Genomic DNA, 15,773 nt, shown 5'->3' on the forward strand with positions numbered 1-15,773 from the left:
AACAGCGCGTCGTTGTGTGAGGTGCATTATAGGATTTTTTTAATCCTTTGCAACTCTTTTTTTTTAAATTTTTGTAAAAACATTTTGATTGATTATTTTTTATCAAATTTATTCCCAAATATCATCGTTTAACGACTAAATATTCAATAAGTTCAGCATTTCAAATCCTAAAGAATAAATTAACTTTCGTAATCCATCGCCCTCTAAGAGAGGTTTTATACAAAATACCTGATTAATGATTTGATTTTTTGACCGCACTTTTACATCACGAAGCAAAAACTCCACACGTTTTGCGATGGCAAACCCTGAATCAATAAAATGCGTGACTTGTGGTAAACATTGTTGGAGTTCTGATTTGATTAGAGGAAAATGTGTACATCCTAAAACAACGCAATCTAAATCTTCCATTTTTTCCCAAGCAACTAATTCGGACTTAATTTCATCTAAATCAATAGGATAGCCGTGTAATTTACGCTCTGTTAGTTCTACCAATTTCGTACTACCAATTTTTTCTACGCAGCAATCTGCAGCATATTTATCAACTAAATCAGATAAATATTTTCGTTTTACTGTTCCCTTTGTTGCTAACAATCCAATATGTTTTGTTATCGTTTTCTCTGCTGCCGGTTTTATTGCCGGCACTGTGCCAACGATTGGGATAGAAAAATATTTACGTAGTGAAGGCAATGCAACAGTACTTGCGGTATTACAGGCGATAACAATAAGATCTAAAGGATATATCTGATCAAGATGCTGACAGATTTTGAGCGTGCGTTCGATAATTTCTTCTTCAGATTTCTCAGAGTAAGGAAAATATTCATTATCAAAGCAATATAAGTACTGATAGTCAGGTAAAAGTTTCTTAACTTCACGATAAACGCTAAAGCCACCAACACCAGAATCAAAAAAAAGAATTGTAGGTTGTACTTGAATATCCATAATCAATTTGACAAAAAATTTGTGCCATTGTATTCAGTTATAAGTCTGTTCTCAAGGAAAAGCTCGCTGATTAACAACGGCATTTTTTCGATTAAAAATAAGGAACGTCTAGCATATAATCCGCTCTGCGGATCTTGTGACCATTGAATTAACTCTCTATTTGTCACTTGTTGAAATAACCATTCACCAATAGGTTTATTGCCTAAGTTTGATAAATTTCGGTGATAAGATAGCAAGCCTTTAGAAATAAGGGTTCGAGCTTCAACCCATGGATGACCATCACAAAATAGTACTACTTCTCGACATAAATAGTCATCAGCAGGCAAGAGCGTTGCCTCACTTTCAAATAGATTTTCTATCCATTTTTCTGACCGCACTTTGACTTCAAATTGCTCACAGATTTGTTTTAATTTAAGGCTCAGTGATTGTTTGTCAAACAACCAAGATTGAGTTGAAAGAGGGAGACTCTTGATCTGTGAGGAATCCTCCTCTTGCCAGTTTAAATCAGCAAAAATAGAATCAGGCATTGCTATAAATCTCACGATTATTCAACCAACGTTTAATCAGACAATCTGCGATATCCGGGTATTTTTGAATTAGTTGCTTAGCATAAGTTTGTACCATTGGAATCATTTTACGATCCCGCATTAAGTCCGCCACTTTAAAGGTCGCAATACCCGTTTGCTTTGTTCCCAATACCTCTCCCGGCCCTCTAATCTCTAAGTCTTTCTCAGAAATCATAAAACCGTCTTGACTATCACGCAGTACCTGCAAGCGTTTTTGTGAGATTTTTCCTAACGGCGGTTTATACATCAAAACACAAAAAGAGGCCGTACTCCCTCGCCCAACACGCCCACGCAATTGATGAAGTTGTGATAAACCCAATCGTTCGGCATTTTCAATAATCATTAAACTTGCATTGGGTACATCAACACCAACTTCAATCACCGTCGTCGCGACTAATAAATCCAGCTCAGCATTTTTAAACTGCGTCATGACATCTTGTTTTTCTTGCGGTTTCATTCTCCCATGTACTAAACCAATGTTTAACATGGGTAATGCCTTGGTTAACTCTTCCCAAATTGCTTCCGCTGCTTGTGCTTCCAATACTTCCGATTCATCAATTAAAGTACATACCCAATACGCTTGACGTTTTTCATTAAGACAAGCTTTTTTTACTCGCTCAACAATTTCATCCCGTCGTTCTTCCGAAATAACCACTGTCGTAATAGGCGTACGTCCAGGGGGTAATTCATCAATGATTGAGGTATCTAAATCAGCATATACTGTCATTGCCAAGGTTCTTGGGATAGGTGTCGCCGTCATAATTAACTGGTGGGGATAAACCCCGGCTTTTTCCCCTTTTTCTCGTAACATTAAACGCTGATGCACCCCGAAACGATGCTGCTCATCAATGATAATAAAAGCAAGATCGGCAAATTCTACGTCCTCTTGAAAAAGTGCATGCGTACCAACTACCATTTGAGCTGAACCATTTTGAATTTTTTCTAGAACAGTCTGGCGCGCTTTACCTTTTACTTTTCCAGCCAACCAAGCAACATCAATACCAAAAGGTTCAAACCATTGACGGAAATTATTAGCGTGTTGTTCGGCTAAAATTTCTGTGGGTGCCATTAACGCTACTTGCTTGCCATTATCTATTGCTATTAATGCAGCAAGTGCAGCCACTAAAGTTTTTCCCGACCCCACATCACCTTGAACTAAACGCATCATTGGGTAGTTTTTTCCCAAATCCAACTTAATCTCTTCTACCACACGTTTTTGGGCATTGGTTGGTTGAAAAGGCAAACTCGCAAGAAAGCGCTGTTTTAAATCTGTTTGCTCACGCAACGGTAATGCCAAAAACTGTTGTGTACCTAACCGCACTTTTTGCATTGCCAGATTATGAGCAAGCAATTCTTCAAAAATTAAACGCTGTTGTGCGGGATGTTTACCCTGCTCAAGCATTTCTAGAGAAATCTCAGGCGGTGGGCGATGCAATAAATGAAGTGCTTCTTTCAAGCTAAATTGATGAGGATTAAATTCCGGAGGCAAAATTTCCGCAATCTGTATTTTATCCAGTAAAGCCAAAGCCTGATCTGTCAACTTTCGTAATGAATTTTGCTTTAATCCCTCAGTGGTGGAATAAATAGGGGTGAGCGTTTCTTCTAAAACAAGAGGTGAATTATCCCGAATAATCTGGTATTCCGGATGATGAATTTCCGGCATATGGCGACCACGTTTTACTTCCCCGAAGGCTTTGACACGCACGCCTAATTGAAAACTGTTACGCATTCCGGCATTAAAATTAAAAAAACGCAACATAATTTTCGATGTCCCGTCTGATAGACTGACCGACAAAATAGGGCGACGCCCAAACGTCACTTCCGTGGTTTGTACGATGCCTTCAATGGTAAAATACTGTTCGGGGCGAAGATGCGCGATGGGCGTAATTCGTGTGCGATCCTCATAACGAATGGGAAAATGAAAAAGTAAATCTTGCAAATGATTAATGCCTATTTTACTAAGTTTGGCTGAGACTGCCGCCCCTACGCCGGAAAGTGTTGTGAGAGGAATCGCATCAAGCAATGAAAGGCTCATAGTTCATTATTAGGCATTAATATTTCGTTTTACACTCACGACACCGGTAATCCCCTTAATACGGTGTAAAACATTTCCAAGATGTTTTAAATCTTTCACACTGACCTGCAAAATCACAAGCAACAGTGAATTTTCTAGTTCTTCCGTCCAAATATTTTGAATCCCTCCTTCACTTGTAGTGATCGCTGTCATCAAACTCGGAAGTGCACTCTGTTCATTTAAAATCTCCACTCGTAATTCTGCCTCAAAATTAACCGCACTTTGTACATTTTCCCACTTAGCTTGTACTAAGTGATGGGTATTTTTAAGATTACTGCATTGGTAATGATGTATTACGACACCACTGTGAACCGCACTATGTCCAACAATTGGATCACCAGGGATAGGATGGCAACATTGTGCAAATTGTGTATTTGCCATCAGAGACGGAGAAATCATTAATGTATTGCTGTGATGTTTCGCGTGCCCCTCCACATCAGTCTCAATTTGCTCATTGATTAATTGATGTGCAACCACTGAGGCTAATAGGTTTCCTAAGCCAATTTCACGTAATAATTCATCAAAAGAAGAAAGTTTTAGCTTCTCTAGCGTAAATTGAATTTGCTGTGGCGAGAGATTGTCCAAAATATGCGGATGTAAAGCTGAATTTAGTTCTGTTTTACCCAGTTTTATCGCATCATCGGCACAACGTTGTTTCAAATAATGGCGAATACGGGTTTTTGCACGCGCTGTCACCACAAAATTCAACCATCCCGCTTCCGGATGAGCATTAGGATCAGTAATAATTTTTACTGTTTGACCTGACTCCAATGCTTTTGATAACGAATAAGGTTTATGTTCAACTGTTACCCCGACACAAGTATTCCCCACATCCGAATGCACTGCGTAAGCAAAATCAACAGCAGTGGCGCCTTTAGGTAGTTCAACAATCCGACCTTTAGGCGTAAATACAAAAATTTCTTTCGGGAAAAACTCTGATTTGACATTCTCAATGAACTCAAAAGAATTGCCCACACTCTGTTGAATTTCGACTAAATTTTGTAACCAACGTTGCGCTCGAATCTGGGCGGTGGTGCTGTCATTTTTACCGTTTTCTTTATCCCCCCAATATGCCGTTACCCCCATTTCTGCCACTTGTTCCATATCTTCTGTATGGATGTGTACTTCTACCGGCACCCCATGAGGCCCAATCATTGAGGTCTGTAACGATTGATAGCCATTTGCTTTTGGTACAGCAATATAATCTTTCACACGTCCAGGGCGAGGTTTATAGAGATTGTGTATTTGCCCCAATGCGCGGTAACAATCATCTATTGTTTTGACAATAATACGAAAGGCATAAATATCCATAATGGAGTGGAATTCTTGATCTTTTGCCCGCATTTTTTGGTAGATTTTATAGAGATGTCTTTCCCGTCCCCACACACGTGCAAAAATCCCTGCATTTTCCAACCGCACTTTGATTTCATTGGAAATCCGTTCAATAAGATCTTGGCGATTATTACGTGCCACTTCCACCAATTTTTTCAATACTTCGTAACGGTATGGGTACATCGCCTTAAAAGATAAATCTTCGAGTTCATTTTTAATATGCTCAATCCCTAAACGATGGGCGAGCGGACAATAAATCTCCAATGTTTCTTTCGCAATACGACGACGTTTATCAGGACGAAGAGCTCCCAGTGTTCGCATATTATGCGTTCGATCAGCAAGTTTAATTAACACCACTCGAATATCACGGGTCATCGCCAAAATCATTTTACGAAAATTTTCGACTTGCGCTTCTTGACGAGTACGGAATTTGAGCTTATCAAGTTTAGAAACGCCATCGACTATCTCGGCAACACTAGTACCAAATTCGGCACGGAGTTGTGCCTCTGTGTAAGGCGTATCTTCAATAACATCATGTAACAATGCGGCCATAACAGCTTCGTGATCAAGATGCATTTGAGCAATAATGGAGGCGACAGCCACAGGGTGGGTAATATAAGGTTCGCCACTTGATCGGAACTGCCCTTCGTGCCCGTCTCTTGCGATCATAAATGCACGTTTGACTAATTCAATTTTATCTGCGGGTAAATACCCTTGAATGATTCGATTTAAATCTGCAAACAGTTCCAAAGGACACCTAACTTGTTCGTATTGAATGAATAGATTTGGACAAATGCGGTTAAAAATAACCGCATAAGATAATTATTCCGTAATTAATGCTACAGCAGCGTCTTCAGCATGTTGGATTGCTGTGATATCTTGATGTTCCTGCGCATCCATAATATCGTTAGAAATGAGCCCCTTTTCAATTTCACGCAACGCAATAACCGTTGGTTTGTCATTATCTTCAGGAACTAATGGATCACGCTGATGTAACTGTAATTGTCTTGCACGACGTGCGGCGGTTAAAATTAAATCAAAACGGTTGCCAATTTTTTCTACTGCATCTTGCACTGTAACTCGCGCCATATTCTACTCCGATTCATCTAAAAATAAGGGATATAAAGGGGAAACATCATACTAAATCTCATATTATTTATCTAGTAGTTGATGAATTAAGCCCGCATTTTCTATGCGTTGATAAGATTTCGTCAAGCGCTCGGCATGTAAAATGCTCTGCAAATCAGCTAAAGCTTGCTCAAAATTGTCATTAACGATGACATAATCATATTCGTCATAATGCGAAATTTCATTCTTTGCTTTTTCCATCCGTTCAGAAATCACCGATTCACTATCTTGCCCCCGCCCGACCAAGCGTCTCTCCAATTCAGGTAGAGAAGGAGGAAGAATAAAAATACTTTTCACATTTTCCACTTTTTGACGAATTTGTTGTGCACCTTGCCAATCAATATCTAAAAAAACATCAATACCTTTCGCAAGATTTTCTTCAATTGCCGGCAATGAAGTACCGTAATAGTTACCCCCAAACACGGTGGCATATTCCAAAAAAAGGTCTTGTTCAATAAGTGATTCAAATTCGTCTTTAGAAACGAAATAGTAATGCACGCCATGAATTTCTCCAGGACGGGGAGCACGAGTCGTGTGAGATATAGAAACCATCTTAGGCGTAGAAGAATCCCGTTCCAATAAAGCGGAAATGAGGGAGGATTTACCTGCACCACTCGGCGCAGAAAGAATATACAGATTACCTTGAGACATAGCATCCACCTTTCTTAGATATTTCAATCTATTATGCCGATTTTTTTGAAAAAAGCATTAAAGTGCGGTCACTTTTTCCAGAATTTTTCTAGATGAAAAAAGTAACTTTGACCTAGATCACAAAAACAAACCGCCATTTCTAGTTTTATCTCAATGCTCGTGTTATAATCCGCCCGATGTTTTTGGGAATCAATTATTGTTTCTAAAACATAACTGTTTGTTTAACTTAACTAAAAAGGTGAAAATCTTATGGCTATTAAAATTGGTATTAATGGTTTCGGCCGTATCGGTCGTATTGTATTCCGTGCGGCACAACACCGTGATGACATCGAAGTTGTTGGTATCAATGACTTAATTGATGTTGAATACATGGCTTATATGTTGAAATATGATTCAACTCACGGTCGTTTCGATGGCACGGTTGAAGTTAAAGATGGTAACTTAGTGGTTAACGGTAAAACCATTCGTGTCACTTCAGAACGTGATCCGGCAAACTTGAACTGGGGAGCCATTGGTGTTGATATCGCTGTTGAAGCAACTGGTCTATTCTTAACCGATGAAACAGCACGTAAACACATCACTGCCGGTGCGAAAAAAGTCGTTTTAACCGGTCCATCTAAAGATTCTACCCCAATGTTCGTACGTGGCGTAAACTTTAATACATACGCAGGTCAAGATATCGTTTCTAACGCATCTTGTACAACAAACTGTTTAGCACCTTTAGCACGTGTTATTCACGAAACCTTCGGTATTAAAGATGGTTTAATGACAACTGTTCACGCGACTACTGCAACTCAAAAAACCGTTGACGGTCCATCAGCTAAAGACTGGCGTGGTGGTCGTGGTGCGGCACAAAACATCATTCCATCATCAACGGGTGCGGCAAAAGCAGTAGGTAAAGTATTACCGGCATTAAACGGCAAATTAACCGGTATGGCTTTCCGCGTTCCAACACCAAACGTTTCTGTTGTTGACTTAACTGTAAACCTTGAAAAACCAGCTACTTATGAGCAAATCAAACAAGCAATCAAAGAAGCAGCTGAAGGTAAAACGTTCAATGGTGAGTTAAAAGATGTTTTAGGCTATACCGAAGATGCAGTTGTTTCAACTGACTTCAACGGCTGCACACTAACCTCCGTATTTGATGCCGATGCGGGTATCGCATTGACCGATACTTTCGTAAAACTTGTATCTTGGTACGATAACGAAGCTGGTTATTCAAATAAAGTATTAGACTTAGTCGCACATGTTTACAACTACAAAGGCTAACTCGAACCAGTGAAAAACCTAACCGCTCTTCGGAGCGGTTTTTTATTCTCAATAAGATTGTGATCATCTTCACAAATTGCACAAAAGTTCACTCAAAATAATCCAAAAAATACAATATTTATCTGGCTTTTAACTTCATTTAACTTTATATTAGCGCACACTTGTTAGCTCAATTAATATCAAAAATTAAGGTTAATATGAATCTCGATCTTCATTTCATTCATCGTATTCAACAACAAGCAAAAAACCGGGGAAATACAACCGCACTTCGCCATAAAGAAAATGGTATCTGGAAAGATATCTCTTGGTCTGTATTCCAAAACCAATTAAACCAACTCTCTCGAGCCTTACTTGCATGCGGAATTCAAGTTCAAGATAAAATTGCAATTTTCTCCCATAATATGCCTCATTGGACAATTGCCGATATTGCAACACTACAAATCCGTGCGGTTACTGTTCCCATTTATGCAACCAATACTGCACAACAAGCGGAGTTTGTACTGAATCACGCTGACGTAAAAATTTTATTTGTTGGAGATCAAGAACAATATGATCAAGCCTTAGAAATAGCCCCTTATTGCCCCCAATTACAAAAAATTGTCGCAATGAAACCGACTATTCTACTCAAACCAGATACGCTCTCTTACACATGGGATCAATTTATCGAATTAGGATCAATCGCCCAACAAGCTGAATTAACCCAACGACTAAATAATAAAAAAATGGATGATTTATTTACCATCATCTATACCTCCGGTACAACAGGCGAACCAAAAGGCGTGATGTTAGATTATTCAAATCTTGCCCATCAATTAGAAACCCATGATCTTGCTCTTGATGTTACCCCTCAAGATATTTCTCTTTCTTTCCTACCGTTTTCTCATATTTTTGAACGTGCATGGGCAGCTTATATCCTTCATCGTGGCGCAACACTTTGCTATTTGGAAGATACGAATCAAGTGCGGTCGGTTTTAAACGAGATTCGCCCAACACTGATGTGTGCAGTACCGCGTTTTTATGAAAAAATTTATGCAGCAGTGCTAGATAAAGTACAAAAAGCGCCAAAACTTCGCCAACTTCTTTTTCACTGGGCAATTGCCATAGGGCAAAAACGTTTTGAGTTATTCACCCAAAAGAAACCTATTCCTTTTTGGTTAAAACAACAATATCGTCTAGCTGATAAACTTGTCTTATCCAAACTTCGCCAATTACTCGGTGGCAGAATAAAAATGATGCCTTGTGGCGGAGCAAAATTAGAACCGGCTATCGGGCTCTTTTTCCACAGTCTGGGTATCAATATTAAACTCGGTTATGGTATGACAGAAACCACCGCAACCATTTCATGCTGGCACGATTACCAATTTAACCCAAACTCCATCGGTACTTTAATGCCCAAAGCAGAAGTCAAAATTGGCGAAAATAACGAAATTCTCGTACGTGGCGGCATGGTAATGAGAGGTTATTACAAAAAACCGGAAGAAACCGCCCAAGCCTTTACTGAAGATGGTTTCTTAAAAACAGGTGATGCCGGTGAATTCGATTCGAAAGGAAATCTTTTTATTACGGATCGCATTAAGGAATTAATGAAAACCTCCAATGGTAAATATATCGCCCCACAATATATTGAAAGTAAAATCGGCAAAGATAAGTTTATTGAACAAATCGCTATTGTCGCAGATGCAAAAAAATATGTCTCCGCTTTAATTGTACCTTGCTTTGATAGCTTGGAAGAATATGCCAAACAATTAAATATTAAATATCAAGATCGTCTAGACCTGATAAAAAACTCTGAAATTCTGAAAATGTTTGAACAACGGATTAATACCGTACAAAAAGAACTAGCTCACTTTGAACAAGTTAAAAAATTTACCTTGCTCTCTCAGGCATTCAGTATCAAGTTAGGAGAAATTACCCCAACGTTGAAGCTAAAACGAAAAGTTATTATGGAGCGTTATCGCAGTCAAATTGAAGCAATGTATAAACAACATAATGAAACCTAAACTTCAGTATGATATAGACGTTAAACAAAAAAGTGCGGTTAAAATTAACCGCACTTTATGTTATGAAAAGAAAGAAAATCCCCATTAGGGGATTTTTATTAATGGATTTTAATCGGCTCAATCTTCCAAATATTTTTCGCATATTCCAGAATTGTTCTATCTGACGAGAAGAATCCCATATTGATGATGTTTTGGATAGTACTTTCAACCCATTGATCACGCTGTTTATATTTCTCATCAACGGTATTTTGAGCTTCCACATAGCTACGAAAATCCTCAAAGGCTTGATAATAATCGTGGTATTGTAAACCTTGCAACAATGCTAAATAACGTTGCGGCTCTTCAGGAGAAAACACGCCTGAGATAATTTGATCCACGACAGTGCGTAACTCAACATCATTTTGGTAATAATCAAACGGGCGATAGCCATCACGACGGAGTTGTTCCACCTGTTCTACGGTGTTGCCAAAAATGAAGATGTGATCTTCCCCAACATTATCTAAAATTTCTACATTTGCCCCATCCAAGGTTCCAAGTGTCAATGCGCCATTGAGGGCAAATTTCATATTACTGGTTCCTGAGGCCTCTGTCCCAGCAAGAGAAATTTGTTCGGAAATATCCGCTGCCGGTATGATAAGCTGAGCGAGACTTACACTATAATTAGGGATAAACACCACTTTTAATCTGCCTTGTAAACGTTCATCATTATTGATAACACTCGCCACATCATTTATCAAACGAATGGTCTGTTTCGCCGCATAATAAGCTGATGCGGCTTTCCCAGCCAGAATAAACACACGAGGTTGCCAATCTTTCTCAGGATTCGCAATCATCGCATTGTAACGGGCAATAATATGTAGCACATTCAACATTTGACGCTTATATTCGTGAATTCGTTTTACTTGCACATCAAATAATGCATTCGGGTTCAGTTCAATGCCAAGTTCTTGTTTAACATAATCGGCAAGTTTAACCTTGTTGGTATATTTAATATCGGCAATTGCCTGTTTGAAAGCCTGTTCATGTACTACGGTTTCTAACTTCTTAATTTGACTTAGATCACAACGCCATTCCGTGCCAATGTATTTGTCAAACAATGTCGCTAACTGTGGATTTGCGACTGCTAACCAGCGACGTGGCGTAATCCCATTCGTGACATTGGTAAAACGTTCCGGATAAATACGGGCAAAATCTGCGAAAGTCGATGTCACCATTAAATCGGAATGGATAGCTGCCACACCATTAATTTTATGCGACCCAACTACAGATAACCATCCCATTCGAACTTTACGTTGATAGCCTTCTTCAATAAGTGATACACGGCGAATAAAGTCATTATCCGTTGTAATATAAGTACGTACATATTCCAAGAAATGGTCGTTAATGTCGAAAATCATCTGTAAATGACGTGGTAATACTTTTGCCATCATCTCCACAGGCCAAGTTTCCAATGCTTCTGACATTAGGGTATGACAAGTATAAGAGAAAATTCGGCGCGTCATATCCCAAGCTTTTTGCCACTCAAATCCTTCCTCATCAATCAGAACACGCATTAATTCCGGAATCGCTAATGCCGGATGGGTATCGTTTAAGTGAATAGCCACTTTATCTGCCAAACTTTCAAGACTATTATTGTGTGTGTATTTGTGTCGTCGAATAATATCTTGTAATGAGGCAGAAACTAAGAAGTACTCTTGACGCAAACGCAGTTCACGCCCGTTCCAAGTTGAATCATCCGGATAAAGAACACGCGACAAGTTTTTGCTGGAGACCCGTGCCTCTACCGCCGCTAAATGCTCCCCACGATTAAATTCCTCAAGATTAAAACTTTCCCCGCCATGGGCAGACCACAAACGCAACGTCGCCGCCGAATCATTTTTATAACCCGGAATCATTTGATCGTAAGCAAGTGCGGTCACTTCTTCTTGTGGATTCCATACACATTTTTTTCCTTCAAAGTGAATGTTCCCACCAAAAGCTACATAGAATCGTTTTGATGGTCGTAAAAACTCCCATGGTGCACCTTTTTCTAACCAAGCATCAGGGCGTTCAACTTGCTGACCATTTTCAATTTTTTGGCGAAACATACCGTATTCATAACGAATCCCATATCCCATACCGGGTAAACCTAATGTCGCAATTGAGTCCATAAAGCAAGCGGCCAAACGCCCCAAACCACCATTGCCTAAGCCGGGATCGACCTCTTTTGAAATAATATCTTCCAAATCAACATTTAACTCACTTAAGGCTTCTTTCGTCAGACTATAAACATCTTCTGCAATCAGTGCATTAGAGAGGGTGCGACCAATTAAAAATTCCATAGATAAATAATAAACCCGACGAGCATCATCTGCACGAGCCTGACGAGCCTTGCTAATCCATCCTTCGGTAACAAGATCCCGCACTGCATATAAAGTGGCATTAAGCCAATCACGCTGGCTCGCTTCTCGTGGAGAACGGCCAATAGAAAAAATTAACTTATAAACAATTGATTTTTTTAATGCTTGAACGTCCAATTCCGGACGATTATAAAGAAATGGAGAATCAAAATTGTCCATTATCATAATAATAAACCTCAATAAAAAAGTAGAAATGATTGATAGTTAGGAGGGATAGCTAAACAACGCAAAACTCCATTTAGCAATAAAATAAGCGGTATTTTAAAAGTGCGTCAAATCCGAAAAAACCACATTATCTATTTTTTGAATATCCTTATTTTAATTGACTACTAAAGCATTAGCTCCACAGCAAAACGCACAAATTTTAGCCTTTATTTAACAAAAAACAACCAAAATTACACTGTTTGAGAAAAATAATTCACAAACAGTGCATATCTAGAAAAATTGATTAGTACGAGAAATCCCCTCATCAATTTATAGACGTTGATATAATGAAAAATACTCAGTGGCCGCTTTACACCAGCTGAAATCTTGTTCCATCGCATTGGCACGAACCATTGACCAAGTGCGCGGTTTTTGCCAAAGCGCAAAGGCTTGTTGCAAACTTTGACGAAAAGCTTCTGGCGTAGCAAGCTCAAATACAAAACCTGTTGCCAAACGATTTTTAATACTTTCGGCTGTACTATTCACTACCGTATCAGCCAAGCCGCCCGTTTTACGCACCAGTGGTAAGGTGCCATATTGCAATCCATAAAGTTGCGTTAAACCACAAGGTTCAAAACGACTTGGAACGAGAATCACATCCCCACCTGCAACCATTAAATGTGAAAGCGCCTCATCATAACCAATTTTCACTGCAATATTCTGCGGATAGTTTTCTGCAAGCTGGCGAATACCGGCTTCCAAATGTGGTGTGCCTGAACCCAAAATCATCAGTTGCCCACCTTGTTTCACAATTTCATCGGCACTTTCAATGAGCAAATCCACACCCTTTTGTTCTGTCAAGCGAGTCACCATAACAAACGCCAATGCCTGTTCGTCTTGTGGTAAATTGAAATAGGCTTGTAAATCCGCCTTATTTTTCTTTTTGCCCGCCATAGATTTCAACTTATAGCGGTGTGCAATATAGCTATCGCAACTTGGATGCCAAATCGTTGCATCAACGCCATTGAGAATCCCAACTAAACGATTATTCACTTTCAATCCACTCAGTAAGCCTTGCAAGCCATAGGCAAACTCCGGTGTGGTAATTTCTTCCGCATAAGTCGGGCTCACTGCCGTTACCGCATCAGAATAGTACAACCCTGCTTTAAGATATGAAATCTGTCCATAAAGCTCTAATCCCTCTACATGGAACATTCCTGAAGGTAAACCGATTTCATGTAAATGATGATAAGAAAATTGCCCTTGATAAGCTAAATTATGAATGGTAAAGACAGATTTCGCCGGTCGCCCTTTATTAAATAAATACGCTGCACACAACCCTGCGTGCCAATCGTGGGCATGAACGACGTCAGCCCGCCACCAACTGTCTAAACCAGTCGTCAGTTCTGCCCCCACCCAACCGAGCAATGCAAAACGCTTATAATTATCACCATAATCATTGTAGTAAACATCGTGGTAAGGGTTTCCTTCACGCTGATACAAATGTGGCGCGTCAATCAAATAAACGCCAACCCCATTGTATTCACCATAACGTAGCACAATATGCCCGGCAAAATTATCAAATTCTGCCACAACCTGTGTATTTGGAATGCCTGCCACAATCGCAGGATAAGCGGGTAATAAGACTCGAGCCTCCAACCCAATTTGATTTTGCGCTTGAGGCAAAGCACCCAATACATCTGCCAAGCCCCCCGTTTTTAACAGTGGATAAAATTCCGAGCAAACATGTAGTATTTTCATTTTTCTATTTTCCTCTAATCCATTTATGAGAGAAAGCAAAATCACAGCATTACGTAGCAACAAACTCTCACGACATTGTAGGAATGCTCTGCGTGTTCCTACAATCGCCGCCAACCTGCTTTGTACAACAGCAACATAATATCGAAAACATTAATAAAGTGCGGTCGAAATCAACCGCACTTTTCACAGCTTAATCTAAATGAGCCTCAGAAATAATTTCTTCACCTTCAAGTTTCTTTAGCATTTTCGGTGTGACTAAAATCACTTTACCCGTTGAGCTAATACGGAAGCGTTTACGATCTTCTTCCAAATTCACACCAATTTGCATACCGTCCGGAATATGGCAATCGCGATCAATAATACAGTTTTTCAGCACACAATTTTTGCCAATTCGAACCTCAGGTAATACCACGCAATACTCAACTTTTGAAAAAGAATCGACTTTAATACGGTCAAATAACACAGAATTACTAATTGAAGCGTCGGTAATCACGCAGCCTCCACCGATAAGTGAGTTATCCACCGGATGAACATTCGTCTGTTTGTAGAAAAATTTGGACGGATACGCCTGTGTCGGGTTACCACGAATCGGCCAGCTTTGATCATAAATATCAAGCTGCGGATTTTCAGACACTAAATCAATATTAGATTGCCAGAAACTATCAAGAGTACCCACATCACGCCAGTAAATTTCTCCCTCAGTATTCCGTCCCATACAAGAACGACTGAACGGATGAGCGTAAAGGGTTTCTTCTTCCAAACATTTTGGTAACACATTTTTACCAAAATCATGGCTAGTTTCCGGTGTATTCACTTCACGCTCCAGCATTTCGTAGAGATAATCTGCATCAAATACATAAATCCCCATTGAAGCCAAAGAAACATCAGGCTTACCGACCATCGCTGGCGGATCTTTTGGTTTTTCTACAAAGGCTTTCACTTTTAGGTTTTCATTAACGGCCATCACCCCAAACTCGTGAGCTTCTGAACGAGGCACTTCAATACAGCCAACCGTACATTTCGCACCACTGTTGACGTGATCCATTAACATGACACTATAATCTTGTTTATAAATATGGTCGCCCGCTAAAATCAAGACATATTTCGGACGATAGTGATCACGAATAATTGCCATATTTTGATAGACTGCATCCGCCGTGCCACGATACCAAGTGGAATCATCAATTTGTTGACGAGCCGGGAGCATATCCACAAATTCTCCCCGTTCTTGCGGTAGGAATGACCAACCTGTTTGTAAATGACGAAGCAAAGAATGGGCGGCATATTGTGTCACGACACCAATACGGTTTAAACCGGAATTGATACAATTAGAAAGTGCAAAATCAATAATGCGGCGGTTGCCACCAAAATAAAGGGCAGGTTTAGCCCGTTTATCGGTCAATTCGTGTAAACGTGAACCGCGTCCCCCCGCTAAAATTAACACTAAGGTATTTTTGACTAAGTCATATTTGTTAAGGTCGCCAGCTTTCATAAAGATCTCCATTATATT

At 39.6% G+C, this 15,773-nt stretch carries 11 protein-coding genes; 2 read left to right on the top strand and 9 right to left on the bottom strand.

The window, feature by feature from the left end:
• Positions 1-135: 135 nt before the first annotated feature.
• From murI to gmk, 6 genes are all read right to left on the bottom strand, one after another.
• Entirely contained in the window at positions 136-939 is an 804-nt protein-coding gene (gene murI, locus BKK54_RS10595; protein ID WP_077543041.1) for a glutamate racemase, read from the bottom strand.
• Positions 940-941: 2 nt separating this feature from the next.
• Positions 942-1,466 carry a chorismate--pyruvate lyase family protein gene (locus tag BKK54_RS10600; RefSeq protein ID WP_077543042.1) on the bottom strand — a complete coding sequence of 175 codons (525 nt, stop codon included), beginning with the start codon at positions 1,464-1,466 and terminating at the stop codon, positions 942-944.
• A complete protein-coding gene (recG, locus tag BKK54_RS10605) occupies positions 1,459-3,540 on the bottom strand; it encodes an ATP-dependent DNA helicase RecG (RefSeq protein ID WP_077543043.1) in 2,082 nt (693 codons plus the stop codon). Before recG ends, BKK54_RS10600 begins: the two co-directional genes overlap by 8 nt.
• 9 nt (positions 3,541-3,549) lie before the next feature.
• Positions 3,550-5,661: a bifunctional GTP diphosphokinase/guanosine-3',5'-bis pyrophosphate 3'-pyrophosphohydrolase gene (spoT, locus tag BKK54_RS10610; protein WP_077543044.1), complete on the bottom strand. Its 2,112-nt coding sequence runs from the start codon at positions 5,659-5,661 to the stop codon at positions 3,550-3,552.
• Between the two features lie 72 nt (positions 5,662-5,733).
• Positions 5,734-6,000, bottom strand: a complete 267-nt coding sequence (gene rpoZ, locus BKK54_RS10615; RefSeq protein WP_077543045.1) for a DNA-directed RNA polymerase subunit omega — start codon at positions 5,998-6,000, stop codon at positions 5,734-5,736.
• A 63-nt stretch (positions 6,001-6,063) separates the two neighbouring features.
• A complete protein-coding gene (gene gmk, locus BKK54_RS10620) occupies positions 6,064-6,690 on the bottom strand; it encodes a guanylate kinase (RefSeq protein WP_077543046.1) in 627 nt (208 codons plus the stop codon).
• A gap of 249 nt (positions 6,691-6,939) precedes the next feature.
• On the opposite strand from gmk, the gene gap reads away from it, so the two are divergent.
• A complete protein-coding gene (gap, locus tag BKK54_RS10625) occupies positions 6,940-7,959 on the top strand; it encodes a type I glyceraldehyde-3-phosphate dehydrogenase (protein WP_077543047.1) in 1,020 nt (339 codons plus the stop codon).
• Between the two features lie 197 nt (positions 7,960-8,156).
• Positions 8,157-9,959, top strand: coding sequence for an AMP-dependent synthetase/ligase (locus BKK54_RS10630; RefSeq protein WP_077543048.1), 1,803 nt, complete (start codon positions 8,157-8,159; stop codon positions 9,957-9,959).
• Between the two features lie 98 nt (positions 9,960-10,057).
• On the opposite strand, the gene BKK54_RS10635 is transcribed toward BKK54_RS10630, so the two are convergent.
• From BKK54_RS10635 to glgC, 3 genes are all read right to left on the bottom strand, one after another.
• Complete coding sequence (locus BKK54_RS10635) at positions 10,058-12,523, bottom strand: glycogen/starch/alpha-glucan phosphorylase (RefSeq protein WP_077543049.1); 2,466 nt, start codon at positions 12,521-12,523, stop codon at positions 10,058-10,060.
• A 309-nt stretch (positions 12,524-12,832) separates the two neighbouring features.
• The gene (gene glgA / locus BKK54_RS10640) at positions 12,833-14,263 is read right to left on the bottom strand and encodes a glycogen synthase GlgA (RefSeq protein ID WP_077543050.1); all 1,431 of its coding nucleotides are present in this window, start codon (positions 14,261-14,263) and stop codon (positions 12,833-12,835) included.
• A gap of 190 nt (positions 14,264-14,453) precedes the next feature.
• Positions 14,454-15,755, bottom strand: coding sequence for a glucose-1-phosphate adenylyltransferase (gene glgC / locus BKK54_RS10645; protein WP_077543051.1), 1,302 nt, complete (start codon positions 15,753-15,755; stop codon positions 14,454-14,456).
• Positions 15,756-15,773 lie beyond the last annotated feature (18 nt).

It is taken from the genome of Rodentibacter genomosp. 1 (assembly GCF_001999285.1).
In the GTDB taxonomy this organism is placed as follows: Bacteria; Pseudomonadota; Gammaproteobacteria; order Enterobacterales; family Pasteurellaceae; genus Rodentibacter.